The 23,969-nt window shown below is 65.0% G+C and carries 22 protein-coding genes and 1 pseudogene; 11 read left to right on the top strand and 12 right to left on the bottom strand.

Annotation, left to right across the window (positions count from 1 at the left end; genetic code table 11):
• The first annotated feature begins 74 nt into the window (after positions 1-74).
• The 3 genes from DUGA2_RS02890 to DUGA2_RS02880 all read left to right on the top strand — a co-directional run bounded on the left by DUGA2_RS02890 (position 75) and on the right by DUGA2_RS02880 (position 4,377).
• Positions 75-1,211 (top strand): PilT/PilU family type 4a pilus ATPase, encoded by a 1,137-nt coding sequence (locus DUGA2_RS02890; RefSeq protein WP_070267129.1) that lies wholly within the window; start codon positions 75-77, stop codon positions 1,209-1,211.
• Positions 1,212-1,215: 4 nt separating this feature from the next.
• Positions 1,216-1,701, top strand: coding sequence for a glutathione peroxidase (locus DUGA2_RS02885; protein ID WP_070267128.1), 486 nt, complete (start codon positions 1,216-1,218; stop codon positions 1,699-1,701).
• Between the two features lie 171 nt (positions 1,702-1,872).
• Positions 1,873-4,377 carry a bifunctional diguanylate cyclase/phosphodiesterase gene (locus DUGA2_RS02880; protein ID WP_229214575.1) on the top strand — a complete coding sequence of 835 codons (2,505 nt, stop codon included), beginning with the start codon at positions 1,873-1,875 and terminating at the stop codon, positions 4,375-4,377.
• Here DUGA2_RS02880 and glcF read toward each other — a convergent pair.
• From glcF to DUGA2_RS02865, 3 genes are read right to left on the bottom strand one after another with little or no spacing between them, the layout of a single operon-like run.
• Complete coding sequence (gene glcF, locus DUGA2_RS02875) at positions 4,360-5,583, bottom strand: glycolate oxidase subunit GlcF (protein ID WP_070267126.1); 1,224 nt, start codon at positions 5,581-5,583, stop codon at positions 4,360-4,362. The genes DUGA2_RS02880 and glcF overlap by 18 nt on opposite strands.
• A gap of 5 nt (positions 5,584-5,588) precedes the next feature.
• Positions 5,589-6,683: a glycolate oxidase subunit GlcE gene (gene glcE / locus DUGA2_RS02870; protein ID WP_070267125.1), complete on the bottom strand. Its 1,095-nt coding sequence runs from the start codon at positions 6,681-6,683 to the stop codon at positions 5,589-5,591.
• 9 nt (positions 6,684-6,692) lie between these two features.
• Entirely contained in the window at positions 6,693-8,192 is a 1,500-nt protein-coding gene (locus tag DUGA2_RS02865) for an FAD-linked oxidase C-terminal domain-containing protein (protein ID WP_070267124.1), read from the bottom strand.
• A 125-nt stretch (positions 8,193-8,317) separates the two neighbouring features.
• Between DUGA2_RS02865 and DUGA2_RS02860 the strand changes: the two genes are divergently transcribed.
• Complete coding sequence (locus DUGA2_RS02860) at positions 8,318-8,872, top strand: suppressor of fused domain protein (protein WP_070267123.1); 555 nt, start codon at positions 8,318-8,320, stop codon at positions 8,870-8,872.
• Between the two features lie 23 nt (positions 8,873-8,895).
• Positions 8,896-9,450 carry a cob(I)yrinic acid a,c-diamide adenosyltransferase gene (locus DUGA2_RS02855; RefSeq protein ID WP_070267122.1) on the top strand — a complete coding sequence of 185 codons (555 nt, stop codon included), beginning with the start codon at positions 8,896-8,898 and terminating at the stop codon, positions 9,448-9,450.
• Between the two features lie 52 nt (positions 9,451-9,502).
• Here the strand turns inward: DUGA2_RS02855 and DUGA2_RS02850 are convergent, their stop codons facing one another.
• The 4 genes and pseudogenes from DUGA2_RS02850 to DUGA2_RS02835 all read right to left on the bottom strand — a co-directional run bounded on the left by DUGA2_RS02850 (position 9,503) and on the right by DUGA2_RS02835 (position 13,427).
• On the bottom strand, positions 9,503-10,294 hold the full coding sequence (locus tag DUGA2_RS02850; RefSeq protein WP_070267121.1) for a M48 family metalloprotease: 792 nt from the start codon (positions 10,292-10,294) through the stop codon (positions 9,503-9,505).
• A gap of 106 nt (positions 10,295-10,400) precedes the next feature.
• Positions 10,401-12,270: pseudogene (gene dxs / locus DUGA2_RS02845) on the bottom strand (1-deoxy-D-xylulose-5-phosphate synthase).
• Positions 12,271-13,173, bottom strand: a complete 903-nt coding sequence (locus DUGA2_RS02840) for a polyprenyl synthetase family protein (RefSeq protein WP_070267120.1) — start codon at positions 13,171-13,173, stop codon at positions 12,271-12,273. It lies immediately after the preceding pseudogene.
• Positions 13,170-13,427 carry an exodeoxyribonuclease VII small subunit gene (locus DUGA2_RS02835; RefSeq protein WP_070267119.1) on the bottom strand — a complete coding sequence of 86 codons (258 nt, stop codon included), beginning with the start codon at positions 13,425-13,427 and terminating at the stop codon, positions 13,170-13,172. Before DUGA2_RS02835 ends, DUGA2_RS02840 begins: the two co-directional genes overlap by 4 nt.
• A 321-nt stretch (positions 13,428-13,748) precedes the next feature.
• On the opposite strand from DUGA2_RS02835, the gene DUGA2_RS02830 reads away from it, so the two are divergent.
• From DUGA2_RS02830 to DUGA2_RS02820, 3 genes are read left to right on the top strand one after another with little or no spacing between them, the layout of a single operon-like run.
• Positions 13,749-14,849, top strand: coding sequence for an aromatic ring-hydroxylating dioxygenase subunit alpha (locus tag DUGA2_RS02830; RefSeq protein ID WP_070267118.1), 1,101 nt, complete (start codon positions 13,749-13,751; stop codon positions 14,847-14,849).
• A 7-nt stretch (positions 14,850-14,856) separates the two neighbouring features.
• Positions 14,857-15,780, top strand: a complete 924-nt coding sequence (locus tag DUGA2_RS02825; RefSeq protein WP_070267117.1) for a DMT family transporter — start codon at positions 14,857-14,859, stop codon at positions 15,778-15,780.
• A gap of 13 nt (positions 15,781-15,793) precedes the next feature.
• Positions 15,794-16,648, top strand: a complete 855-nt coding sequence (locus tag DUGA2_RS02820; RefSeq protein WP_070267116.1) for a sulfurtransferase — start codon at positions 15,794-15,796, stop codon at positions 16,646-16,648.
• On the opposite strand, the gene DUGA2_RS33320 is transcribed toward DUGA2_RS02820, so the two are convergent.
• The 5 genes from DUGA2_RS33320 to polA form a co-directional block, all read right to left on the bottom strand.
• Positions 16,645-16,887, bottom strand: a complete 243-nt coding sequence (locus DUGA2_RS33320; protein ID WP_168167754.1) for a hypothetical protein — start codon at positions 16,885-16,887, stop codon at positions 16,645-16,647. The two genes, DUGA2_RS02820 and DUGA2_RS33320, sit on opposite strands and share 4 nt — an antisense overlap.
• Positions 16,888-16,924: 37 nt before the next feature.
• The gene (locus DUGA2_RS32410) at positions 16,925-17,206 is read right to left on the bottom strand and encodes a hypothetical protein (RefSeq protein WP_071658844.1); all 282 of its coding nucleotides are present in this window, start codon (positions 17,204-17,206) and stop codon (positions 16,925-16,927) included.
• A 61-nt stretch (positions 17,207-17,267) separates the two neighbouring features.
• Positions 17,268-17,969 (bottom strand): ZIP family metal transporter, encoded by a 702-nt coding sequence (locus DUGA2_RS02810; RefSeq protein ID WP_008445231.1) that lies wholly within the window; start codon positions 17,967-17,969, stop codon positions 17,268-17,270.
• Positions 17,970-18,154: 185 nt separating this feature from the next.
• Positions 18,155-19,039 carry a dienelactone hydrolase family protein gene (locus DUGA2_RS02805; protein ID WP_070267114.1) on the bottom strand — a complete coding sequence of 295 codons (885 nt, stop codon included), beginning with the start codon at positions 19,037-19,039 and terminating at the stop codon, positions 18,155-18,157.
• A 45-nt stretch (positions 19,040-19,084) separates the two neighbouring features.
• Positions 19,085-21,859, bottom strand: coding sequence for a DNA polymerase I (gene polA / locus DUGA2_RS02800; RefSeq protein WP_070267113.1), 2,775 nt, complete (start codon positions 21,857-21,859; stop codon positions 19,085-19,087).
• Positions 21,860-22,107: 248 nt separating this feature from the next.
• Between polA and DUGA2_RS02795 the strand changes: the two genes are divergently transcribed.
• The 3 genes from DUGA2_RS02795 to DUGA2_RS02785 form a co-directional block, all read left to right on the top strand.
• Positions 22,108-22,512, top strand: coding sequence for a hypothetical protein (locus DUGA2_RS02795; protein WP_070267112.1), 405 nt, complete (start codon positions 22,108-22,110; stop codon positions 22,510-22,512).
• Positions 22,513-22,591: 79 nt separating this feature from the next.
• Positions 22,592-23,551, top strand: a complete 960-nt coding sequence (locus DUGA2_RS02790) for a homoserine kinase (RefSeq protein ID WP_070267111.1) — start codon at positions 22,592-22,594, stop codon at positions 23,549-23,551.
• Positions 23,548-23,969 (top strand): BPSS1780 family membrane protein (locus DUGA2_RS02785; RefSeq protein ID WP_286162302.1); only part of this gene is annotated, 422 nt, incomplete at its 3' end. The genes DUGA2_RS02790 and DUGA2_RS02785, both read left to right, overlap by 4 nt.

The following is a 23,969-nucleotide window of genomic DNA, read 5'->3' as shown; positions in this document are numbered from 1 at the left end:
CTCTGCCGTATGCGCAGCTACGGCAGAGGCCGTGTCCAAATGTCAGACTTGACCCCCACCGTAAAGGACATATCATGGAACGCGATCAGGCCTCCAAATTCATGTTCGACCTGCTGCGTCTGATGACCAGCAAGAAGGGATCGGATCTGTTCATCACCGCCGGCTTCCCGCCCGCCATCAAGATCGACGGCAAGATGACGCCGGTGTCGTCGCAGGTGCTCACCGCCGCCCACACCATGGACCTGGCGCGCTCCATCATGAACGACAAGCAGACGGCCTCCTTCGAACTGACCAAGGAAGCCAACTTCGCCATCAGCCCCGGCGACCTGGGCCGCTTCCGCGTGTCGGCGTTTGTGCAGATGAGCTCGGTCGGCATGGTGCTGCGGACCATCACCAGCGAAATCCCCAAACTCGAAGACCTCGGCCTGCCCGAGGTGCTCAAGGATGTCGTCATGTCCAAGCGCGGCCTGGTCATCATGGTCGGCGCCACCGGCTCCGGCAAGTCCACCACGCTGGCCGCCATGGTCGGCTACCGCAACGAGAACAGCTACGGCCACATCATCACCATCGAAGACCCGGTCGAGTACGTCCACCCGCACAAGAACTGCATCATGACCCAGCGCGAAGTGGGCGTCGACACCGAGGACTGGGCGGTGGCGCTGAAGAACACGCTGCGCCAGGCGCCGGACGTGATCCAGATCGGCGAGATCCGCGACCGCGAAACCATGGATCACGCGATCGCCTTCGCCGAAACCGGCCACCTGTGCCTGGCCACCCTGCACGCCAACAGCGCCAACCAGGCGCTCGACCGCATCATCAACTTCTTCCCCGAGGAGCGCCGCCAGCAATTGCTGATGGACCTGTCGCTGAACCTGAAGGGCATGATCTCGCAGCGCCTGATCCCCCGCAAGGAATCCAAGGGCCGCGCCGTGGCGATCGAGATCATGCTCAACTCGCCGCTGATCTCGGACCTGATCTTCAAGGGCGAAGTCCACGAGATCAAGGAGCTGATGAAGAAATCGCGCGAGCTGGGCATGCAGACCTTCGACCAGTCGCTGTTCGACCTGCACGAAGCCGACATCATCACCTACGAGGACGCGCTGCGCAACGCCGACTCCGTCAACGACCTGCGGCTCGCCATCAAGCTGGAAGGCAAGGCCGCCAAAAACCGGGATCTCTCCGCCGGCACCGAACATCTGGGACTCGTCTAACACCATGACCGCCATCTACGATATCAACGCCGACAGCCTGTCCGGCGCCCCCGTCAACCTGGGCCAGTACCAGGGCCAGGTTCTGCTGATCGTCAACACCGCCAGCAAGTGCGGCTTCACGCCGCAGTACAAGGGCCTGGAGGCCGTCTACCAGCAATTCAAGGACAAGGGCGTGGTGGTGCTGGGCTTCCCCTGCAACCAGTTCGGCGCGCAGGAGCCGGGCCAGGCCGACGAGATCGGCGCCTTCTGCGAAAAAAACTACGGCGTCACCTTCCCGCTGTTCGCCAAGATCGACGTTAACGGCGATAACGCCCATCCGCTGTTTACCAAACTGAAAAAAGATGCGCCCGGCATCCTCGGCACCGAGGGCATCAAATGGAACTTCACCAAGTTCCTGATCCGCAAGGACGGCACTGTCTACAACCGCTACGCCCCGGCCACCAAGCCTGAAGACCTGATCGCCGACATCGAGAAACTGCTGGCGGAATAAGCCCCGCCCCGCGCCTGTCCATGACAAGATGTAACAATAGTGAAACGTTTTCCAAAAAACGTGCTTTAGGTTAATTATTCGGTAATAATGATCTCTGGTCATTTCCAATTATCGAATCAGTCGCCTATGTCGTTGTTTGGAAAACTGTTATCGCACTGGATGCGGATGGGGATGTACTCCCGCTTGTTCGTGCCCATCTTCGCCGTCATCGCCATCGTCGTGGGCGTGCGATACACCCTATTGTTCGAGTCGGAAACCGAATACGCCAACGCCCGCTACCAGAAGGACGCGGGCGAATTGGGCGTCTATCTGCACAAGGCGCTGACGCCGGCGCTGAGCACACCGGACCGCGCCGCGCTCGACAACACGCTGGCCGGCGCCCTGCTGCTGGAGGCCGACCTGGTCTCGGCACGGCTGGACTATGCGGGCGGCCACCTGGAAGCGCTGCGCAGCGCGCCGCCGGCGCCGGACTACCCTGACTGGTTCCGCGCCCTGAACGGCCTGCAACCGATCAACCGCACCATCTACATCGGCAGCGCCGTGCTGGTGCTGGGCTTCGAGCCGACGCTGCCGCTGGCCCAGGTGTGGCGTACGCTGCGCCAGCAGGCGGTTATCTCCACGATCAACATCGCCATCATCTACACGCTGCTGGGCATCATCATCTACGCCAACAAGCGCATGCTGCGGCGCGTGGCCGAGACCACCACCCGCTTCCAGAACGGCGACCACGGCGTGCGCCTGCCGGTCGCCGGCACGCTGGAGGCGCGCATGCTGGCCATCACCTTCAACAACATGGCGCAGCGCGTGCAGGCGCTGGTGCACAAGCTCCAGCAAAGCCAGGCCCGGCTCAGCGAACAGCTGGAACGCACCTTGCAGGCGCAGGCGCTGCTGCAAGTGGAAAAGGAGCGCATCGAAGTCACGCTGGCCTCGATCGGCGACGCCGTCATCACCACTGACCTGGGCGGCAAGATCGCCACCATCAACGACGTCGCCCAGCAGCTCACCGGCTGGACGGAAGCGCGCGCGCTCGGCATGGAACTGCACCAGGTGTTCGTGCTGGCGAATAACTTCGGCCAGCATGCGCTGCTCAAGTCGATGGCGGCGGTCTATGCCGGCGGTGAGGTGGTCAAGGTCGGCAACCAGAGCCTGCGCAACCGCATCGGCCAGATCGTCACCGTCGAATACACGGCCAACGCGATCCGCTCGGCGCGGAGCGAGGTGCAAGGCTCGGTGCTGGTGTTCCGCGACGTGACCGAGCGCCGCCAGCTGATGCAGCAGATCTCCTGGCAGAGCAACCACGATGTGCTGACCGGCCTGCCCAACCGCGCCGCGCTGGCATCGCGCTTCGAGCAGGAAGTGATACGCGCGCGCGAAGAGGACTACCTGCTGGCCATCTGCCTGTTCGACCTCGATCACTTCCAGCACGTGAACCAGACGCTGGGCCAGGACATCGGCGACGAGATCCTCAAGCAGGCCGCCAGCCGCCTGCACGACTTCGCCGGCCAGCGCCACTACGTGGCCCGCCTGGGCGGCGACGAGTTCGTGCTGCTGCTGCCGGAGATGAACGGCCGCGCCGGCGTCGAGCAGGCGCTGGACCGCCTGATGGCGGCGCTGTCGCGCGACTACGTGTGCGACGGCGAAGCGGTGAGCATGTCGGCCAGCGTCGGGGTGGCGGTCTACACCGGCAGCGAGATCAGCGCCGACAGCCTGCTGCGCCACGCCGACCAGGCGCTGTACCAGGCCAAGATCACGGGCCGCAACCGCTATCACTTCTTCGACGCCGACCTCGACGAACAGGTGCGCACCCACCACAACCGCCGCACCGAAGTGCGCGCCGCCGTGCGCGCCGGCGAACTGCGGCTGTACTATCAGCCGAAACTGGACATGCGCAAGGGCCGCATCGTCGGCATGGAGGCGCTGCTGCGCTGGCAACATCCGCTGCGCGGCGTGGTCGGGCCGACGGATTTCCTGCCCATCGTCGAACACAGCGACGTCATCGTCGATATCGGCGAATGGGTGCTGCGCGAAGCGCTGCGGCAGCTGCAGGTATGGCGCGCGTTCGACGCCCGCTGGGTCATCAGCGTCAACATCGCCGCCCGCCATTTCCAGCGCGCCGATTTCGTCGCCCGCCTGACCGCCATCCTGGCCGAGTTCCCGGACGTGCCGCCGCATATGCTGGAGCTGGAGATACTGGAATCGTCGGCGCTGAGCGACATCGCCCACGTGCGCAGCATCATGCTCGATTGCCAGGCGCTGGGCATCAGCTTCGCGCTGGACGATTTCGGCACCGGCTACTCGTCGATGTCCTACCTGAAGCGGCTGCCGGCGGACATGCTGAAGATCGACCAGAGCTTCGTGCGCAATATGCTGGTGGACCGCGACGACCTGCACCTGGTCAGCGCCGTCATCGGCCTGGCCAAGTCCTTTGGTTTGGGCGTGATCGCCGAGGGCGTGGAGACCATCGAACACGGCGCCATGCTGATGCGGCTAGGCTGCGACCTGGTGCAGGGCTACGGCATCGCCCGGCCGATGCCGGCCGACGACGTGCTGGCCTGGGTCGCCAGTTTCGACACCGCGCCGGTGTGGCAGGCCGCCGCGCAGCTGCCGCCCATCCTCAGCCTGCACGCCGAACCGGCAGGCGGCACGGCGCAGATGCCCTTATTTGTTCAGGGCTGAGTCGATCAATTCTATCCAGTGCATCACCGGCGTCTCCGTGCCCGATTGCAGGTGGGCGGTGCAGCCGACATTGGCCGAGACGATGGTGGTGGCGCCGGTGTCGGCCAGGTTGGCCAGCTTGCGGTCGCGCAGTTGCAGCGACAGTTCCGCTTGCAGCAGCGAGTAGGTGCCCGCCGAGCCGCAGCACAGATGGCTGTCCGCGCATAGCACCACATCGACGCCGACCGCGCGCAGCACGCCCTCCACCTTGCCGCGTATCTGCTGGCCGTGCTGCAGCGTGCATGGCGGATGGTAGGCCACGCGCTCGCGGCTGGCGGCGCGGCGCCGCAGCGCTTCCTCGAACTCCGGCATCACCTCGCTCAGGTCGCGCGTCAGCGCCGAGATGCGCTGCGCCTTGTCGGCATAGGCTGGGTCGTGCGCCAGCAGATGCCCATATTCCTTGACCGTGACGCCGCAGCCCGACGCCGTCATCACGATGGCCTCCACCGCGCCGTCCTGCACGTAGGGCCACCAGGCGTCGACGTTGCGGCGCATGTCGTCCAGCGCCGCGTCCTGGTCGTTCAGGTGGTGGCGCAGCGCGCCGCAGCAGCCTGCCTTCGGCGCGACCAGCAACTGCACGCCCAGCGCATCCAGCACACGGGCCGTGGCGGCGTTGATGTTGGGCGCCATCGCCGGCTGCGCGCAGCCTTCCAGCACCAGCATCTTGCGGGCGTGCTCACGCGACGGCCATGCACCAGCGCCGCGCATCGCCGGAATCTTGTCCTGCATGGCGGGCGACAACAGCGGACGGAAGATCTGCCCCGCACGCAGGGCAGCCGTGAACACCGCCTTGCGCGGCAAGGCTTCCTTCAACACCAGCCGTTTCATGCGCTCGATGAACGGGCGCTGCACGCGCTCCTCCACCACCTTGCGGCCGATGTCGATCAGGCGGCCGTAGCGCACGCCGGACGGACAGGTGGTCTCGCAATTGCGGCAGGTCAGGCAGCGGTCCAGGTGGGTCTGCGTCTTGGCCGTCACCGGCGCGCCTTCCAGCACCTGCTTGATCAGGTAGATGCGGCCGCGCGGGCCATCGAGTTCGTCGCCCAGCAACTGGTAGGTCGGACAGGTGGCGGTGCAGAAGCCGCAGTGGACGCAGGCGCGCAGGATGGCGTCGGCCTCCGCGCCTTCGGGAGTGTTCTTGATGAAGTCGGCGAGATTGGTTTGCATACGCGCTATCCGTACATGCGGCCGGGATTGAAGATCCCCGCCGGGTCGAAGGCCTGCTTCAGCCTCTGGTTGATCAGGGCCACGGCAGGCGCCAGCGGATGGAACACGCCGACATCCTTGTCCGCGCCGCGGAACAGCGTCGCGTGGCCGCCGGCCGCTGCCACGGTGCGGCGTATGGCGGCCGCCTGTTCGGCGTCGGCGGCGTCGGCGGCATCGGCGGCATCGGCCTTGAGCCAGCGCTGCGCCCCGCCCCACTCGATCAGCTGCTCGCCGCGCAGGATGATGGCGCTGGCCGCCGGCGGCACCGACAGCCGCCACAAGCTGCCGCCGTCGAAATAGCCGTGCGTCTGGTCGCGCAGCGAGGTCCAGAACGCCGCGGCATCGGCCAGGAGCGCGCCGCCCAGCTTGCGCTGCGCCGCGACCACCGCCGCCTCCGCGCCGGACAGGCGCAGCGACAACACGCCCTGGTGCCAGCAGCTGGCCGATATCGGCAGCGGCTGGCCGGCCCATTCGTTCAGGCGGCGCAGCGCATCGATCTCGCTCATCTCGAAGCGCAGGCTGGCCTGGCACACCGGCACCGGCAGCACCTTGAGCGACACTTCCAGTATCAGCCCCAGCGTGCCGAGCGAACCGGCCAGCAGGCGCGAGACGTCGTAGCCCGCCACGTTCTTCATCACCTGGCCACCGAAACGCAGCGCCTCGCCGTGGCCGTCCATCAGCACCGCGCCGAGCACAAAATCGCGCACAGCGCCCGCACTGGCGCGGCGCGGGCCGGACAAGGCGCTGGCGACCACGCCGCCTACCGTCGATGCGGCGCCGTGGCGCGGCGGCTCGAAGGCCAGCATCTGATGGTGCTGCGCCAGCAGCGCCTCGATCTCGGCCAGCGGCGTGCCGCAGCGCGCGGTGATGACCAACTCGGTCGGCTCGTAGGCGACGATGCCGGCGTAGGGGCTCGTATCGAATACTTCGCCTTGCAGGGCCTGGCCGTACCAGTCCTTGGTGCCGCCGCCGCGCAGGCGCAGCGGCGTGCCTGCGGCGGTGGCGGCGCGGATGCGGGCGCCGAACTGCGCGGCGATGTCGGAATGGGAAACGGTGCTCATATCGCTCCGTTAAAAACGCGGCAAATGGGAAAACGGCAGCATGCCGCCGCTGACGCGCATCTTGCCGAATTCGGCGCAGCGATTCAGCGTTGGGATGGCCTTGTCGGGATTGAGCAGGCCGGCCGGATCGAAGGCGCGCTTGACCGAAAAGAAGGCCTCCAGCTCGGCCGGCGCGAACTGCACGCACATCGAATTGATCTTCTCGATGCCCACGCCATGCTCGCCGGTGATGGTGCCGCCCACTTCCACGCACAAGGCCAGGATCTCGGCGCCGAAGGCTTCCGCGCGTTCGAATTCATCGGGGATGTTGGCGTTGAACAGGATCAGCGGATGCAGGTTGCCGTCGCCCGCGTGGAACACGTTGGCGCAGCGCAGGCCGTACTTGACCTCCATCTGCGCTATCCCTTCCAGCACCTGCCCCAGGCGCTTGCGCGGGATGGTGCCGTCCATGCAGTAGTAGTCCGGCGAGATGCGGCCCGCCGCCGGGAAGGCGTTCTTGCGGCCGGACCAGAACTTGAGCCGCTCCGCCTCCGTCTGCGACACCGCGATGGCGCTGGCGCCGGCCGTGTTCAGCACCGCCGTCATGCGGGCGATTTCCTCTTCCACCTCTTCGATGGTGCCGTCGGCCTCGCACAGCAGGATGGCGGCGGCCTCGGTGTCGTAGCCGGCCTGCACGAACGGCTCGACCATGCGCGACGAGGTCCGGTCCATCATCTCCAAACCGGCCGGGATGATGCCGGCCGCGATCAGCGCCGCCACCGCGTGGCAGCCCGCCACCACCTCGTCGAACGAGGCCATGATGACGCGCGCCGTGGCCGGCTTGGGCACCAGCTTGACCGTCACCTCGGTGACGATGCCCAGCATGCCCTCCGAGCCGATGAACACCGACAGCAGGTCCAGCCCCGGCGCGTCGAGCGCTTCGCCGCCCAGCTCCACCACGTCGCCCTCCAGCGTCACCATGCGCACGCGCAGCACGTTGTGCACGGTCAGGCCGTATTTGAGGCAGTGCACGCCGCCGGAATTCTCCGCCACGTTGCCGCCGATGGTGCAGGCGATCTGCGACGACGGATCGGGCGCGTAGTACAGGCCATGCTGCGCCGCCGCTTCCGAGATGGCCAGGTTGCGCACGCCAGGCTGCACCACGGCGCTGCGCGAGTAGGCGTCCATGCGCACGATACGGTTCAGGCGCGCGGTCGACAGCACCACGCCGTCGGCGATGGGCATGGCGCCGCCGGACAGGCCGGTGCCGGCGCCGCGCGGCACGATGGGCACATTCAGTTCGCGGCAGACCTGCAGCACGGCGACGATCTGCGCCTCGCTGTCGGGCAGCACGACTATCATCGGCAGCTGGCGGTAGGCGGCCAGGCCGTCGCATTCGTAGGGTCGGGTGTCTTCCGGCTCGGACAGCACGGCGCGCCCGGGCAGCACCTGCCGCAGCGCCGCGGCGACCTGCGCGCGGCGGGCGGCGATATCGGCCAGGACGGCCGGTTCGGGAGTGGCAGTGTTCATGGAGCGGGCACCTGGAAGCACTTGATCAGACATCGATTGTAAGCACAAACGCCGGCCGAGTCGAAATACCCGACCAATTTGTTGTATTCTTCCGGGCGCAGCTTCATTACATCACTGGGACCGTTATGGAAAAAATATTTGAAGAGGTTTGGCGCGAGGCGCTGGAAAAGCGTTTCGGCGTGCCGGTGCAGGTCGCCGGCGTCAAGATGGAGGCCCACCCTCGCATGCTGGTGTACTACTTTAACGATTTCCCCACCAAGGGCATGCTCACCGCCGTCACAGCCGGCCTGTCGAGCGCCAACCGTCCCGAGTGGGTGCACGGCAAACCCGAGTTGATGTTCTCGCTGCGCACCACCGATCCAAACTGGGGCAGCGCGGCCGCCCTGTTGGCGCAGAAATTCTTCCAGACCGGCTCCTTCGCCTACCAGTCCTGCTTCAAGCTCGACGCGCCGATGTCGGGCGACAGCGCGATGAACGCCTGCTTCGTCTACAAGCCGTTTTTCCTGGAGGGCGATCAGCTCAAGTTCGAACTGCCCGACCGTACCATTTACCTCGCTGGCCTGTATCCGATGTACGATGAGGAGGTGAGCCTGTACGAAACCAACGGCCTGCAGGCGTTCTGGGAAACGCCCGGCTACGACTACCTCAACCCGCGCCGCGCCAGCCTGGCGAAGCGCTAACCTCACACCGACCAGGAGCCAATATGGGCAACCGACTCTCCAAAATCGCCACCCGCACCGGCGACGGCGGCACCACCGGCCTCGGTGACGGCAGCCGCACCGACAAGGACAGCGTGCGCATCGACTCGATCGGCGAAGTCGACGAACTGAACTCGCACATCGGCCTGCTGCTGTGCGAAGAGATGCCGGCCGATCTGCGCGAAGAACTGATCACCATCCAGCACGACCTGTTCGACCTGGGCGGCGAGTTGTGCATCCCCGGCTACCAGATGATCACCGAGGCGCACGTCGAACGCCTGGACGCGCTGCTGGCCAAGTACAACGCCACGCTGCCGGCGCTGACGGAATTCATCCTGCCGGCCGGCTCGCGCGCGGCCTCGCAGGCGCATGTGTGCCGCACCGTATGCCGCCGCGCCGAGCGCGCCATCGTCACGCTGGGCAAGGCCGAGACCATCCACGAGCATCCGCGCCAGTACGTGAACCGTTTGTCGGACCTGATGTTTGTGCTGTCGCGCGTGTTGAACCGCTACGCCGGCGGCAGCGACGTGCTGTGGCAGCACGAGCGCAAGCGCGGCTGAACCCGCCGGGGTCAAGTCTGACATTCGGACACGAGCTGTTCCGTAGCGGCCGCTACGGAACAGCTCGTGTCCGAATGTCAGACTTGACCCCAAACTTATCGGCCTGGAACAGCAGCGCCATGCCCTTGGCCATGCTGAGGCGCGAGGCGCTGGCCGGATAGGCGCCGGCCACCAGCGCCAGCTGGTCGCCGTCGGACAGCTTGCGGTAGAAGCCGACCATGTCGGCAGCCGGCCAGCCGGCACGGTGCGCCAGCACCATGCCCAATTGGTCGGCCTCGGATTCCTGCAGGCTCGATAGCTTGGAAAGCCGGATCTGCACCGACAGGTCGCTCTCCAGCCGTTCCAGCACCACTTCCAGCGGCACGGCCGGATAGCGGTTCAGGAATAGCGCTTCCGACAAGGTTTCGCGGTGATGTTCGGCGACCGCGTGGGCGACTTCGTGGCCCAGCAGGGTCGCCAGTTCGCCGTCGCTGAGGGCCAGTTGGCGCACGAAGGCGCTGCCCACCAGGATTTTGCCGCCCGCCATGCAGATGGCGTCGACTTCGGTGTCGCTGGTCGTATGAAATTCCCATTGCCAGGCGGCCGCTTCCGGCTTCAACGCCACGGCGGCCCGTATCAGGCCAGCGCCTATGGTTTGCAGGCGGGCCAGCAAGGCGCGGTCATCGTCCAGGCGGCCGGCGGCGGCCAGTTCGACCACGCGGTCGATATAGCGGTCTTCCACGGTGCTGGCCACTTCCTCCGCGCTGAAGCTCAACTCCTGCGCCCTGCCCGACTCAGGCACCTGCGCGCCCGCCGTCCCACAGGCGAACAGCAAACCGGAAAACAGGGAGGCGGCGGCATTCATGGCGATATAAACCGAATAAACTGTTTATACCAATATAGGATGCACCTTTGCGATAGGCAAGAAAAAAGCCGCCCGGAGGCGGCTTTGAGCGTAACAGCAACGGTATTTAGCCGTTATTGACCACCAGGCGCGGCTCGGCGGCGTGGCGCGCCTTGATCGAGGCGGTGATGCCGGCGGCGTCCAGGCCCACGCTGGCCAGCAGCTTGGCCGGGTCGCCATGGTCGATGAACTTGTCCGGCAGGCCGAGCATCTGCAACGGCTTGACGATGCCTTCGGCGGCCAGCGCTTCAGCCACGGCGGCGCCCGCGCCACCCATGATGCAACCCTCTTCCACCGTCACCAGGTAATCATGTTCGGCCGCCAGCTGCTTGATCAGTTCCACGTCCAGCGGCTTGACGAAGCGCATATTCGCCACGGTGGCGTCCAGCGCCTCGCCTGCGGCCGTGGCCGGAGCCACCATCGAGCCGAAGGCCAAAATTGGCAATCTTCTGGCCCTTGCGCTTGATCTCGCCCTTGCCGATTTCAATGGTCGTCAGCTCCGGCTGGATCGCCGCGCCGGCGCCGGCGCCGCGCGGGTAGCGGATCGCCGCCGGTCCCTTGTAGTGGTAGCCGGTGCTCAGCATCTGGCGGCATTCGTTTTCGTCCGAGGCAGCCATCACCACCATGTTCGGGATGCAGCGCAGGTAGGCCAGGTCGTAGTTGCCGGCGTGGGTGGCGCCGTCCGCGCCCACCAGGCCCGCGCGGTCCAGCGCGAAGGTCACGTCCAGGTTTTGCAGCGCCACGTCGTGGATCAGCTGGTCGTAGCCGCGCTGCAGGAAGGTGGAGTAGATCGCCACCACCGGCTTCAGGCCCTCGCAAGCCAGGCCGGCGCCGAAGGTGACGGCGTGCTGCTCGGCGATGCCGACGTCGAAGTAGCGGTCAGGATATTCCTGCTCGAAGCGCACCATGCCCGAACCTTCGCGCATGGCCGGCGTGATGCCGACCAGCTTCTTGTCGGCGGCGGCCATGTCGCACAGCCAGTTGCCGAAGACGTCGGTGTAGCTCATCTTGCCCGGCGCGGCGGCCGGCTTGATGCCTTCGGCCGGATTGAATTTCGGCGTGCCGTGGTACAGCACCGGTTCCGCCTCGGCCAGCTTGTAGCCCTGGCCCTTCTTGGTGACGACGTGCAGGAACTGCGGGCCCTTGAGCTGCTTGATGTTCTGCAGCGTCGGCACCAGCGATTCGAGGTCGTGGCCGTCGATCGGGCCGATGTAGTTGAAGCCGAATTCCTCGAACATCGTGGCCGGGACCACCATGCCCTTGGCGTGTTCCTCCAGGCGCTTGGCCAGTTCCAGCACGGGGCCGGGCAGCACGGACTTGCCGACGTTCTTGGCGGCGGCGTAGAACTGTCCCGACATCAGGCGCGCCAGGTAGCGGTTCAGCGCGCCCACCGGCGGCGAGATCGACATGTCGTTGTCGTTCAGGATCACCAGCAGGTTCAGGTCTTCCTGGACGCCGGCGTTGTTCAGCGCTTCGAAGGCCATGCCGGCCGTCATCGAGCCGTCGCCGATCACGGCGATCGCGTGGCGGTGCTCGCCCTTGATCTTGGCCGCCTGCGCCATGCCCAGCGCGGCCGAGATCGAGGTCGACGAGTGGGCGGTGCCGAAGGTGTCGTATTCGCTTTCGTCGCGTTTCGGGAAGCCGGAGATGCCGCCCAGCTGGCGCAGCGTGTGCATGCGCTCGCGGCGGCCGGTGAGGATCTTGTGCGAATAGGTCTGGTGGCCCACGTCCCACACGATGCGGTCGTGCGGCGTGTTGAACACGTAGTGCAGCGCCACGGTCAGTTCGACCGTGCCGAGGTTGGACGACAGGTGGCCGCCGGTCTTCGACACCGAATCGAGCAGGTAGCTGCGCAGTTCATGCGCGAGCGGCGTCAGCTGGGTGCGCGCCAGTTTGCGCACATCCGCTGGTGAGTCTATGTTTTCGAGCAATTTCATTTATGCCTTCCGCTGCACGATCAAATCCGCGAGTTCGCGTAACCGCAGAGCTTTTTCTCCAAACGGCGCGAGCGCTGCGTGCGCGTCGAGCCGCAATTGTTGCGCCAGGGCGCGCGACGGTTCCAGACCCAGGATCGAGACATAGGTCGGCTTGTTGTCGGCGGCGTCCTTGCCGGCGGTCTTGCCCAGCGTGGCCGAATCGGCCGTGGCGTCGAGCACGTCGTCCACCACCTGGAAGGCCAGGCCGATGGCGCGCGCGTAGTCGTTCAGCGCCTGCAGTTCGGCCGGTTCCAGATCCTTGCCGGCCAGCGCGCCCAGTACCACCGCGGCGCGCAGCAGCGCGCCGGTTTTCAGCTGGTGCATCTGCTCCAGCTGTTCCAGCGTCAGGCTCAGGCCGACACTGTCGAGATCGATCGCCTGACCGCCGCACATGCCGGCCGAGCCGGACGCGTGCGCCAGCAGGCGCAGCATCGCCACCTGGCGTGCCGCTGGAATGCTGTCCGCTTCGGACAACACCAGGAAGGCTTGCGATTGCAGCGCGTCGCCGACCAGCAGCGCGGTCGCTTCGTCGTAGGCCACGTGCACCGTCGGCTTGCCGCGGCGCAGTTCATCGTCGTCCATGCACGGCATGTCGTCGTGCACCAGCGAGTAGGCGTGGATCATTTCCACCGCAGCGGCGGCGCGGCTCAGGATGGCCGCGTCGGCGCCGAACAGCGCGCCGGCCGCGTACACCAGCAGCGGACGCACGCGCTTGCCGCCACCCAGCAGCGCATAGCGCATCGCCGCGTGCAGCTTGTCTGGAGCAGCGGCGGCGTCAGGCAGCGAAGTGGGCAAATAAGCGGATAAATCGTTTTCCGATGCCGCCTGCACGGTTTTCATCCAATCGTCGAAGGCGCCGTTCATTGTTCGGCCTCGGCGGCTTCGGCGAAGGGCTTGAGCATGTCGCCCTCCAGCACCTTGACCTGGGATTCCACTTTTTCCAGCTGGGCGGCGCAGAATTTCACCAGCTCGGAGCCGCGCGCATAGGCGGCCACCGAAGCTTCCAGCGGCAGTTGGCCTGCCTCCATTTGGGCAACCAGCTGCGCCAGCTCCGCCATCGCTTCTTCAAACGAGACGGGGGCGGCGGCGGTCGCGTCGGCAGTTGATTTCTTAGACATAGTCACTCAGGTTTCTTGGCAAAAACACGTGCCAGCGCAGTGTAGCCCGTTATTTTAGAACAAACCACCTTATCCGGTGGAACTATAGGCCCCGGCGCAGGGCGGAAACCATGGATTTTATCGCAATCGCCCCCATATCCCCTATCGGCATGCAGTTTATGCAAGCTTTTGCCCGGAAACGGGCACGGCAGTCCGCTGAAACGGGGAGAAACGCGGTATAATCTCCGGTTCTGTCCGAAATACCATTTTCAACGAATTGAATTCAGGTCTTTACGGATTCTGTCTCTCTTTGGTTTGATGTACATATTAAGGGGGGTTGGGATGTCCGATCTGGGTACCCACGCCAAGCTGGCGCGTTCGAACGCGCAACTTCCGGTTGACGTCTATTTTGACGAAGCGCTACTGCAGCGAGAAATGCAGCAATTATTCCACGCCGGCCCGCGCTATATCGGGCACGAGCTGATGGTGCCGAACAGCGGCGATTTCGCGACCCTCGTCTCCGAAGATGAAGGGCGTATGCTGGTGCGCAACGCAAACGGGCTGGAAGTGCTGTCCAACGTCTGCCGCCACCGCCAGGCGCTGATGTTCAACGGCCGCGGCAACGCCAACAACATCGTCTGCCCGCTGCACCGCTGGACCTACGACCTCAAGGGCGAGCTGATCGGTGCGCCGCACTTCCCGGAAACGCCCTGCCTGAACCTGCCCAAGACCAGGCTGCAAAGCTGGAACGGCCTGCTGTTCGAGCAGAACGGCTATGACGTCATGGATAAGCTCAAGGACCTGTCGGTGACGAAGGACCTGGATTTCTCCGGCTATATGTTCGACCACGTCGAAGTCCACGAGTGCAACTACAACTGGAAGACCTTCATCGAGGTCTATCTGGAGGACTATCACGTCGAGCCCTTCCACCCGGGCCTGGGCGGCTTCGTCAGCTGCGACGACCTGCGCTGGGAATTCGGCCGCGACTACAGCGTGCAGACCGTCGGCGTCAACAAGGGCTTGCAGAAGTCCGGCTCCGAGATCTACAAGCGCTGGCAGGAGCAGGTGCTCAAGTTCCGTGGCGGCGAACCGCCGCCGTACGGCGCGATCTGGCTGACGCTGTACCCGAACATCATGGTCGAATGGTATCCGCACGTGCTGATCGTCTCGACCCTGTGGCCGGACGGCCCGCAGCGCACCAAGAACGTGGTGGAGTTCTACTACCCCGAAGAGATCGTGCTGTTCGAGCGCGAGTTCATCGAGGCCGAACGCGCAGCCTACATGGAAACCTGCGTCGAGGACGACGAGATCGCCCAGCGCATGGACGCCGGCCGCAAGGCGCTGATGAAGCGCGGCACCAGCGACGCCGGTCCTTACCAGTCGCCGATGGAAGACGGCATGCAGCACTTCCACGAGTGGTACCGGGCCAATATCGAGCTCTAGGAAAACGATGCAGTCACTTTGGATGTTGTTTGCCAGTTTCATGTTCGCCGCCATGGGGGTGTGCGTGAAGCTGGCCTCGGAGGAATTCTCCACATCCGAAATCGTGATGTACCGTGGCGTGGTCGGCGTGGCCGTGCTGTTTTCCATCATCAAACTTCAAGGCGGCAAATTCACCACCACCATGCCGGGCGCCCATCTGTGGCGCGGGCTGGTCGGCGTGGTGTCGCTGTGGTTGTGGTTCTACGCCATCGCCAAGCTGCCGCTGGCCACCGCCATGACCCTCAACTACATGGCGCCGATCTGGATCGCCGTCTGGCTGTTCGCGATGGGCTGGTGGCATGCCAGGAACCAGGTCAGGTGGCCGCTGATGGCGGCGGTCGGCATGAGCTTTGTCGGCGTGACGCTGCTGCTGCAACCGGCCTTCCATGCCAATCAACTGACGCCGGCGCTGATCGCGCTCAGCTCCAGCGTGCTGTCGGCCATGGCCTATATGCAGGTGCGCAAGCTGGGCCTGGCGGGCGAGCCGGAGAACCGCGTGGTGTTCTACTTCTCGGTGATGAATCTGGTAGCCGGTATCGCCGGCAATTTCGTGTTTGCCGGCGACCAGGGCGCGGTATGGCATCCGATCCATACCATGCACGGCGGCCTGCTGTTGCTGGGCATAGGCATCTGCGCCACCAGCGCGCAGATCGCCATGACGCGCGCCTATCGCCTGGGCCAGACGCTGGTGGTGGCCAATCTGCAGTACACCGGCATCGTGTTTTCCAGCGTGTGGGGCGTGCTGGTGTTCGGCGACGTGTTCAGCTGGCATAGCTGGGTGGGCATAGGCGTGATACTGGTGTCCGGTGTGGCCGCAACGTTTTACAATACGCGTAACACCGAGCGCGGTAAGGCGATAGCCAATACCGACCCCATAGCCAGCGAAGTCTAAGGAAACCCGGAATATGTACACCACTCTGATCAGCGCCGCCGACCTGTCCCAGCACCTGACCGACGACAATTGGGTGATACTCGATTGCCGCCATGACCTGATGAACCCGAACGCCGGCCGCGACGGCTTTGCCATCGGCCATATCCAGAACGCGCAGTTTGCCAACATCGACAGCGACCTGTCGGGCGCCAAGGTCGGCGCGGACGGCAAGTTCCGCGGCCGTCATCCGCTGCCGGAGCGCGCGGCGCTGATCGACACGCTGCGCGGCTGGGGCATCAACGACGATACGCAAGTGGTGGCGTATGACGCGCACGGCGGCATGTTCGCGGCGCGCTTGTGGTGGCTGCTGCGCTGGGTGGGACATCCGGCGGTGGCGGTGCTGGACGGCGGCCTTGCCGCCTGGCAGTCGCAAGGCTTGCCGATGGCGACGCCCGAAGCGCCACGCGCACGCGGTGGCATCAGCGAGCGGGCTTCGCTGGTGGAGACGGTGTCGGTGGAGGATGTGGTGGCCAACCTGGCCACGCAGGCCCGCACCGTGGTCGACGCCCGCGCGGCCGACCGTTATCGCGGCGAGAACGAGACCATCGATCCGGTGGGCGGCCATATTCCCGGCGCGAAGAACCGCTTCTTCAAGGACAACCTGAACGCCGACGGCCGCTTCAAGGACGCCGCGCAATTGAAAGAGGAATTCGCGCCGCTGTTCGCCAGCGCGGCGCAGGCGATCATGCAATGCGGCTCGGGCGTGACGGCCTGCCACAACCTGCTGGCACTGGAAGTGGCCGGCCTGTCGGGCGCGGCGCTCTACCCCGGCTCCTGGAGCGAATGGTGCGCCGACCCGACCCGGCCGGTGGCGACTGGCGCTCACTAGATTTTTCGCACCCGCGCCTGGCGCACCCAGCGCGTCACCGTGATTGCACCGCCAACAAGGGTGTACTCGATAACATGCCCGGTTTTGGCAATGGGAAAGCGCCTGGTATTGCGACGCCGCGTCGGTGTGCCTATCCCCGGCTGCATTGCGATGGCATCCAACGCAGCCGAAACCCGTTGCTGAATCAGAATGCTGGTGCTTGGATCTTGCGCCCCGATGCGGTGCAGCGAGTTATTCAACGAGGTTCGCGCGCGCGAATTCCAGCGCACCGGTAGTTTAGCCGGCGTTCCGCTTCCGCTTGGCATAACTCTCTACTATGCGTCTTGCTTCCGCCATGACTTCTTCATTTGGAATGGTCCGGCCAGCGGCAATATCTTCTTCAGCTTCAAGATCGGCCCGCACGCCGTCCTCCACATCCTCGAATCCGTAGAGCCAGACGTCAGGCCAAAGGTGCTCCGGAGTGACATCCGCAAGGCTCGCAATCCGTTCAAGGCGAGCGCGATCGGCGGCGGAGAGGGCCGCTAACGCTTCAGCTTGCTTTTTTTGTCTGGAGTTCATCCCGCCATGATACTCCCGGCGCCGCCTGACGCAAGCGCGCGGGATTGAGCGGTCACAAGGCTCAGTGGCCGCGCGTGAGGAACAGCACGATGATGACGCCGAGGGCGATCAACAGCACTTGCGGGATGGTTTCGCGCAGCGTGGCGCGGCGCTGCATCTGCGGCATCAGGTCGCTGACGGCGATGTAGATGAAACCCGACGACGCAAACACCAGCACATACGGTATCAGGCTGCTGGCGCGGTCCAGCGTGTAATAGCCCAGCAAACCGCCGGCGATCGCCAGCAGGCTGCACAGCAAATTGTAGATGTAGGCCCGCGTGCGCGAGAAGCCGGCGTTGAGCAGCACGATGAAGTCGCCGATCTCCTGCGGTATCTCGTGCGCGATGATGGCCAGCCCCGTCACCAGCCCCAGCTCGGGATTGGCCAGGAAGGCCGCCGCGATCAGGATGCCGTCGGTGAAGTTGTGCATGCCGTCGCCGACCAGGATCATCCAGCCGGCCTTGCCCGCCTCGCGTTTGTCGTGGCCGTGATGGTGGTGGTGGCCGTCGCCCTCGTGGTGGTGCGAATGGCGCAGGATGGCCGTCTTCTCCAGCAGGAAGAAGGCCAGCAGGCCGGCCAGCAGGGTCGCGAACAGGCTGCGCGCGCTGGCGCCCGATTCGAACGCTTCCGGCAAGGCGTGCAGCAAAGAGGTCGACAGCATGATGCCCACCGACAGGCTGACCATGCGCTCCACCACCTTGGACAGCAGCGTAAACGAGAACACCGCGGCAGCGGTGATGCTGACGACGCCGGCAACCGTGGTGGCCAGTAGGATGGAGATGAGTACGGGATCGATGTTATAGCCTCTTGTAGCAGGGACCGTGCCGCTGCGCGCAGGCCGGGGGCGTTATTTTACCGCCCGGCCCGGTTTTGTGCTCATCTTTGGCTAAAAGCCCGGAAAAACAGCCCTTAGATGACGCCGTTTTGCTTGAACCAGGCCAGCAGACGGCCCCAGCCATCCTTGGCGTCGGCTTCGACGTAGCTGGCGCGGTAGTCCGCGTTAAAGGCGTGGCCGGAGTTCGGATAGATGACGAAAGTGGACTTGTTCGGCCCCTTGGCCAGCGCCGCCTTCATGACCGTGATCGATTCCTGGCTGATGCCGGTGTCCTTCAAGCCGTACAGGCCCAGCACGGGTACGCTCAGAGATCCAGCGATATCAACTGGGTGCCTGGGAGTCACCGGAGTGCTGTCGCCCAGCAGCCGGCCATACCAGGCTACGCCGGCCTTGATGCTCGGGTTGTGCGCGGCGTACATCCAGGTGATGCGGCCGCCCCAGCAGAAGCCGGTGATGCCGATCTTGTCGCCGTTGCCGCCGTTGGCCTTGGCCCAGGCCACGGTCGCGTCCAGGTCGGCCATCACTTGCGCGTCCGGCGTCTTGGAGATGATGTCGCGCTGCAGTTCGGCGATCGAGGCGGCTTTTTGCGGATCGCCCTGGCGCACGAACAGGTCCGGCGCCAGCGCCAGGTAGCCCTGCTTGGCGAGGCGGCGGGCGACGTCGGCGATGTGCTCGTGCACGCCGAAGATTTCCGACACCACCAGTATCACTGGCAGATTGGTCTTGCCTTCCGGCTGGGCGCGGTACACGGGTACTTGCACGCCGTCCACCGTCAGGGTGATGGTGCCGGCGGTCAGGCCGGCGGTATCGGTCTTGATGACGTTCTGCGCCACCACCGGCAGCGCGGCGGCGGCAAAGCCGGTGCCCAGCGCCACCTTCAGGAAGTCGCGGCGGTCGACGCCGTCCGACAGACTGGTCTTGGTCAACAAACTCTCTGCATCCTGCGTCAAATCATCCATGCGATTCCTCCGTATTTAGCGTGCGAAAGCTCAGTTCGCCGAGGCTCAGTGAGCCTCGTCCCAGTTCTTACCGACACCGACTTCGGCGGTCAGCGGAACCTTCAGCTCCGCCACGCCGGCCATCAGCTTCGGCAGCATCTCCTTGACCAGCGCCAGTTCGGCGTCCGGCACCTCCAGCACCAGTTCATCATGCACCTGCATGATCATCTTGGTCTGCAGCTTATCCTTTTCCAGCCAGTCCTGCACCGCCACCATGGCGAGCTTGATCAGGTCGGCCGCCGTGCCCTGCATCGGCGCGTTGATCGCGGCGCGCTCCGCACCCTGGCGGCGCGGGCCGTTCGGCGAATTGATCTCCGGCAGCCACAGGCGGCGGCCGAACACCGTCTCCACATAGCCGCGCGCCTTGGCCTGCAAGCGCGTGTCGTCCATGTACTGCTTGACGCCCGAGAAACGCGCGAAGTAGCGGTCGATATAGCTTTGCGCCGCGCCGCGCTCGATGCCCAGGTTGCCGGCCAGGCCGAAGGCGCTCATGCCGTAGATCAGGCCGAAGTTGATCACCTTGGCGTAGCGGCGCTGCTCGCTGGAGACGTCGTCCTTCTCCACGCCGAAGATCTCGGCGGCCGTGGCGCGGTGAATGTCGACGCCCTCGGCAAACGCGCGCAGCATGTTCTCGTCTTCCGAGATGTGCGCCATGATGCGCAGCTCGATCTGCGAATAGTCGGCCGACACGATGTGGCTGCCCGCCGGCGCGATGAAGGCTTCGCGGATGCGGCGGCCTTCCTTGGTGCGGATCGGGATGTTCTGCAGGTTCGGGTCGTTGGAGGCCAGACGGCCCGTCACCGCCACCGCCTGCGCGTAGTTGGTGTGCACGCGGCCGGTTTCCTGGTTGATCCCTTTCGGCAGCTTGTCGGTGTAGGTCGACTTCAGCTTCGACAGGCTGCGGTATTCCAGCAGTACTTTCGGCAGCGGATAGTCCTCGGCCAGCTTTTGCAGCACTTCCTCGTCGGTGGACGGGGCGCCGCTCGGGGTCTTCTTCACCACCGGCAGTTTCAGCTTCTCGAAGAAGATCTCGCCGATCTGCTTAGGCGAGCCGAGGTTGAACGGCTGCTCGGCCAGCTCATGCGCCTTCGCTTCCAGCTCGACAATGCGCGCGCCCAGCTCGGCCGACTGGATGTTGAGCAGCTCGGCGTCGATGTGCACGCCGTTGCGTTCGATCTTTTGCAGCACGACGGCGGTCGGCAGTTCGATGTTGCGGTAGATGAAGTTCAGTTTGGCGTCGTTCTCCACTTCGCCGATCATGGCCTGGTGCAGGCGCAGCGTGATGTCGGCGTCTTCCGCCGCGTACTCGGTGGCGCGGCCGATCTCCACCTTGTCGAAGGTGATCATGCTGGCGCCCTTGCCGCACACATCCACGAACGGTATCGTCGTGTGGTTCAGGTGGCGCAGCGCCAGGCTGTCCATATCGTGCGTGCGGTGCGATTCGAATACATACGATTCGAGCAGCGTGTCATGCTGAATGCCTTGCAGCTTGACGCCGTGGTTGGCGAAGATGTGGCTGTCGTACTTCAGGTTCTGGCCGACCTTGAGCTTGCTCGCGTCTTCCAGCCATGGCTTCAGTTTGGCCAGCACGTGCTCGCGCGACAGCTGCTCCGGCACGCCCTGGTAGCTGTGCGCGACCGGGATGTAGCAGGCCACGCCCGGCTCCACCGACAGCGAAATGCCGACCATCTGGGCCGTCATCGGCTCCAGCGACGTGGTTTCGGTGTCGACGGCGGTCAGCTTGGCGGCGTCGATCAGGGCGATCCACTTGTCCAGCTGCTCGTCGGTCAGCACGGTTTCATAGTTGGTGTCGAGCTTGGGCGCATCGCCGAACATGTCCAGGTTGGCGGAAACGGCGCCGCCGGCCGCCGGTTCAGCGGCGGCCGCGGGGCTGGCCTTGCCCACCGGTGCCTGCGGCGTGGCCGTGCCCAGCTCGCGCAGCAGCGTCTTGAAGCCGTACTTGCTGAAGAAGGCCAGCAGCGTTTCCTTGTCCTCGCCGCGCGCCACCAGCGATTCGGCGATCGTCGTCATGTGCCCGGACAGGTCGCAGTCCAGCTTCACGGTGATCAGCTCGCGGCCTTTCGGCAGCCATTCCAGCGCGTTGCGCAGGTTTTCGCCAACCGCGCCGCCGATCTGGGCGGCGTTGGCGATCACGCCGTCCAGCGAGTCGTAGGCGGTCAGCCACTTCAGCGCGGTCTTCGGGCCGCACTTGGAGACGCCGGGCACGTTGTCGACGGTGTCGCCGATCAGGGTCAGGTAGTCGATGATGCGGTTCGGCGGCACGCCGAACTTGGCCAGCACGCCGGCCTCGTCCATCTTCTCGTTGGTCATGGTGTTGATCAGCATGACCTTGTCGTTGACCAGCTGCGCCAGGTCCTTGTCGCCGGTGGACACCACCACGTTCAGGCCGGCCTGCGCCGCCTGCACCGACAGCGTGCCGATGACGTCGTCCGCCTCCACGCCGTCGACCATCAGGATGGGCCAGCCCATGGCCTTGACCGCCTCGTGGATGGGTTCGATCTGCAGGCGCAGGTCGTCCGGCATCGAGGCGCGCGTGGCCTTGTACTCGGGATACATGTCGTCGCGGAAGGTCTTGCCCTTGGCGTCGAACACGCAGGCGATGTAGGCGGCCGGGAAGTCGGCGCGCAGACGGCGCAACATATTGACCATGCCGTGCATGGCGCCGGTCGGATGGCCGTCCGCGCTGCGCAGGTCGGGCAGCGCGTGGAAGGCGCGATAGAGGTAACTGGAACCGTCAACTAACAGCAGGGTATTTTGCATAGACACTAGATATGGGTGAGGGCGCCGCGCAACAATGGCGGCTAGGCCACGAACGAATGGCGCATTATCGCAGGTTTTGGCGGCGCTTCCCCTGCCCGCGACCGTCTTTTCAAAATAACAATACCCCAGCGCCACTGTGGGGAAATCGGCTTTTAAAAACAGAGAACCGTGTCTGTTTGTTACAATGGATCATACATAAAAATTTGACGGTTTTTCACACCCGACTTTCACCCCTAAGGCGATCCATCATGATGCGCACGACCACCCTCTTGCCTGCCCTCCTCCTGACGCTGTTCGCCCACACGGCGTTTGCCCAGTCGACTCCGAGCCAGGCTCCGCCAAAACTGGAAAAGATAGAGGAAATGGCCGACGATCCGATCACCGTGACAGCCAAGCCGGCGCAGGAGCGCCAGATCACGGAAAAGCGTGACAACAGTGGCCAGGTGGTGGAAGCGACCGTCAAAAGCGGCCCCAGCACTTACAAAGTGAAACCCAACCATCCCGCCGGCACCGCCCTGCCCGGCGACGCCATGGGCAGCGCCAACCGCGGCCCGCAATGGACGGTGATGGAGTTCGACATCGGCAAGAAGAAGAAAAAAACCACGGAAGAAGACGGCTCGTCGGACACCGCCGCCCCGCCAGCCGTGAAATAAAGCGCACGCCCGCCCAGCGGGCGTCCCCCGGCGCCCGCACGACTGCGGCGCCGCCCACCGAACCTCATCAAGTTTTCACATGGCAGTTTTTACCCCGGTCAGCCTGGATGACCTTACCCCGTGGATCAAGCAGTTTCCCCTCGGCCAAGCCCTGGCGCTCAAAGGCATCGCCAGCGGCATTGAAAACAGCAACTTCTTCCTGACGACGGAGCGCGGCGAGTTCGTGCTGACCATCTTCGAGAACCTGTCCTTCGAGCAGTTGCCGTTCTACCTCAAGCTGATGCACCACCTGGCCGACCGCGGCGTGCTGGTGCCGGCGCCGGTCGCCAACGACCAGGGCGAGCTGATCGTCGCCCTGCACGGCAAGCCCGCGTCCATCGTCACCAAGCTGGAAGGCAAGTCGCAGATGGATCCGCAGCCGGTGCATTGCGCCGCCGTCGGCGCCATGCTGGCGCGCATGCACCTGGCCGCCGTCGACTATCCGCTGCAACAGCCCAATCTGCGCGGCCTGGACTGGTGGAACGAGACCACGCCGCAAGTACTGCCCTTCCTGGACGACAGCTGCGCCCACCTGCTGCGCGCCGAGATGCACTTCCAGGAAGCGTTTGCCGCCTGCGCCACCTATCACCAGTTGCAGCGCGGTCCGGTGCACGCCGACCTGTTCCGCAACAACGTGATGTTCGACGGCGAGCGCCTGACCGGCTTCTTCGACTTTTACTTCGCCGGCTGCGACACCTGGCTGTTCGACGTCGCCGTCACCGTCAACGACTGGTGCATAGCCCTCGACACCGGCGTGCTGGACCCGGCCCGCGTGCGCGCCCTGCTGGACGCCTACCATGCCGTGCGCCCGTTCACCGACGCCGAACAGAGCGCGTGGCAGCCGATGCTGCGCGCGGCGGCGCTGCGCTTCTGGCTGTCGCGCCTGTACGACTTCCACCTGCCGCGCGAGGCGGAGATGCTGACGCCGCACGACCCCGGCCACTTCGAGCGCATCCTGCGCGAACGCATCGCCACGCCGGCGCCGGAGCTGCGCGGATGAGCAAACTTCCCGCACGCACCGGCTGGCATTGGGTCAAGCAAGCCTTGCAGCTGTTCCGCAAGCAGCCGGGCGCGCTGATGGCGCTGTTCTTCTGCTGCATGTTCATGTCGCTGTTTTCGCTGGTGGTGCCGCTGCTCGGCTCGGTGGCGCCGACGCTGCTGGCGCCGATGTTCAGCATCGCCCTGCTGCAAGCCTGCGCCGATATCGACCATGAGCAGCGCGCCTTGCCCCGGCTGGTGTTCTGCGGCTTCCGCAAGCCCGCGCGCGGACCGCTGCTGGGCTTGGGCCTGATGTACCTGCTGGTGATGCTGTTCGCGCTGGCGGTGCTGAGCTGGCTGGACGACGGCGTGCTGATCAAGATGGCCACGCGCCAGATCCCGATGGACAAGGACATGCTGGAAAACTCGCGCAGCGCGCT

Origin of the sequence: Duganella sp. HH101 (genome assembly GCF_001758795.1) — a bacterium.
Classification (GTDB): Bacteria; Pseudomonadota; Gammaproteobacteria; order Burkholderiales; family Burkholderiaceae_D; genus Rugamonas; species Rugamonas rivuli.
Note: the sequence above shows the minus strand (reverse complement) of the source record. Positions and strands in the feature narration are given on the sequence as shown.

Excerpts from the sequence above, each read along its gene's own strand:
- DUGA2_RS02890 (WP_070267129.1), top strand. The coding sequence starts at position 75 with ATGGAACGCGATCAGGCCTCCAAATTCATGTTCGACCTGCTGCGTCTG.
- DUGA2_RS02885 (WP_070267128.1), top strand. The coding sequence starts at position 1,216 with ATGACCGCCATCTACGATATCAACGCCGACAGCCTGTCCGGCGCCCCC.
- DUGA2_RS02880 (WP_229214575.1), top strand. The coding sequence starts at position 1,873 with ATGTACTCCCGCTTGTTCGTGCCCATCTTCGCCGTCATCGCCATCGTC.
- glcF (WP_070267126.1), bottom strand. The coding sequence starts at position 5,583 with ATGCAAACCAATCTCGCCGACTTCATCAAGAACACTCCCGAAGGCGCG.
- glcE (WP_070267125.1), bottom strand. The coding sequence starts at position 6,683 with ATGAGCACCGTTTCCCATTCCGACATCGCCGCGCAGTTCGGCGCCCGC.
- DUGA2_RS02865 (WP_070267124.1), bottom strand. The coding sequence starts at position 8,192 with ATGAACACTGCCACTCCCGAACCGGCCGTCCTGGCCGATATCGCCGCC.
- DUGA2_RS02860 (WP_070267123.1), top strand. The coding sequence starts at position 8,318 with ATGGAAAAAATATTTGAAGAGGTTTGGCGCGAGGCGCTGGAAAAGCGT.
- DUGA2_RS02855 (WP_070267122.1), top strand. The coding sequence starts at position 8,896 with ATGGGCAACCGACTCTCCAAAATCGCCACCCGCACCGGCGACGGCGGC.
- DUGA2_RS02850 (WP_070267121.1), bottom strand. The coding sequence starts at position 10,294 with ATGAATGCCGCCGCCTCCCTGTTTTCCGGTTTGCTGTTCGCCTGTGGG.
- DUGA2_RS02840 (WP_070267120.1), bottom strand. The coding sequence starts at position 13,173 with ATGAACGGCGCCTTCGACGATTGGATGAAAACCGTGCAGGCGGCATCG.
- DUGA2_RS02835 (WP_070267119.1), bottom strand. The coding sequence starts at position 13,427 with ATGTCTAAGAAATCAACTGCCGACGCGACCGCCGCCGCCCCCGTCTCG.
- DUGA2_RS02830 (WP_070267118.1), top strand. The coding sequence starts at position 13,749 with ATGTCCGATCTGGGTACCCACGCCAAGCTGGCGCGTTCGAACGCGCAA.
- DUGA2_RS02825 (WP_070267117.1), top strand. The coding sequence starts at position 14,857 with ATGCAGTCACTTTGGATGTTGTTTGCCAGTTTCATGTTCGCCGCCATG.
- DUGA2_RS02820 (WP_070267116.1), top strand. The coding sequence starts at position 15,794 with ATGTACACCACTCTGATCAGCGCCGCCGACCTGTCCCAGCACCTGACC.
- DUGA2_RS32410 (WP_071658844.1), bottom strand. The coding sequence starts at position 17,206 with ATGAACTCCAGACAAAAAAAGCAAGCTGAAGCGTTAGCGGCCCTCTCC.
- DUGA2_RS02805 (WP_070267114.1), bottom strand. The coding sequence starts at position 19,039 with ATGGATGATTTGACGCAGGATGCAGAGAGTTTGTTGACCAAGACCAGT.
- polA (WP_070267113.1), bottom strand. The coding sequence starts at position 21,859 with ATGCAAAATACCCTGCTGTTAGTTGACGGTTCCAGTTACCTCTATCGC.
- DUGA2_RS02795 (WP_070267112.1), top strand. The coding sequence starts at position 22,108 with ATGATGCGCACGACCACCCTCTTGCCTGCCCTCCTCCTGACGCTGTTC.
- DUGA2_RS02790 (WP_070267111.1), top strand. The coding sequence starts at position 22,592 with ATGGCAGTTTTTACCCCGGTCAGCCTGGATGACCTTACCCCGTGGATC.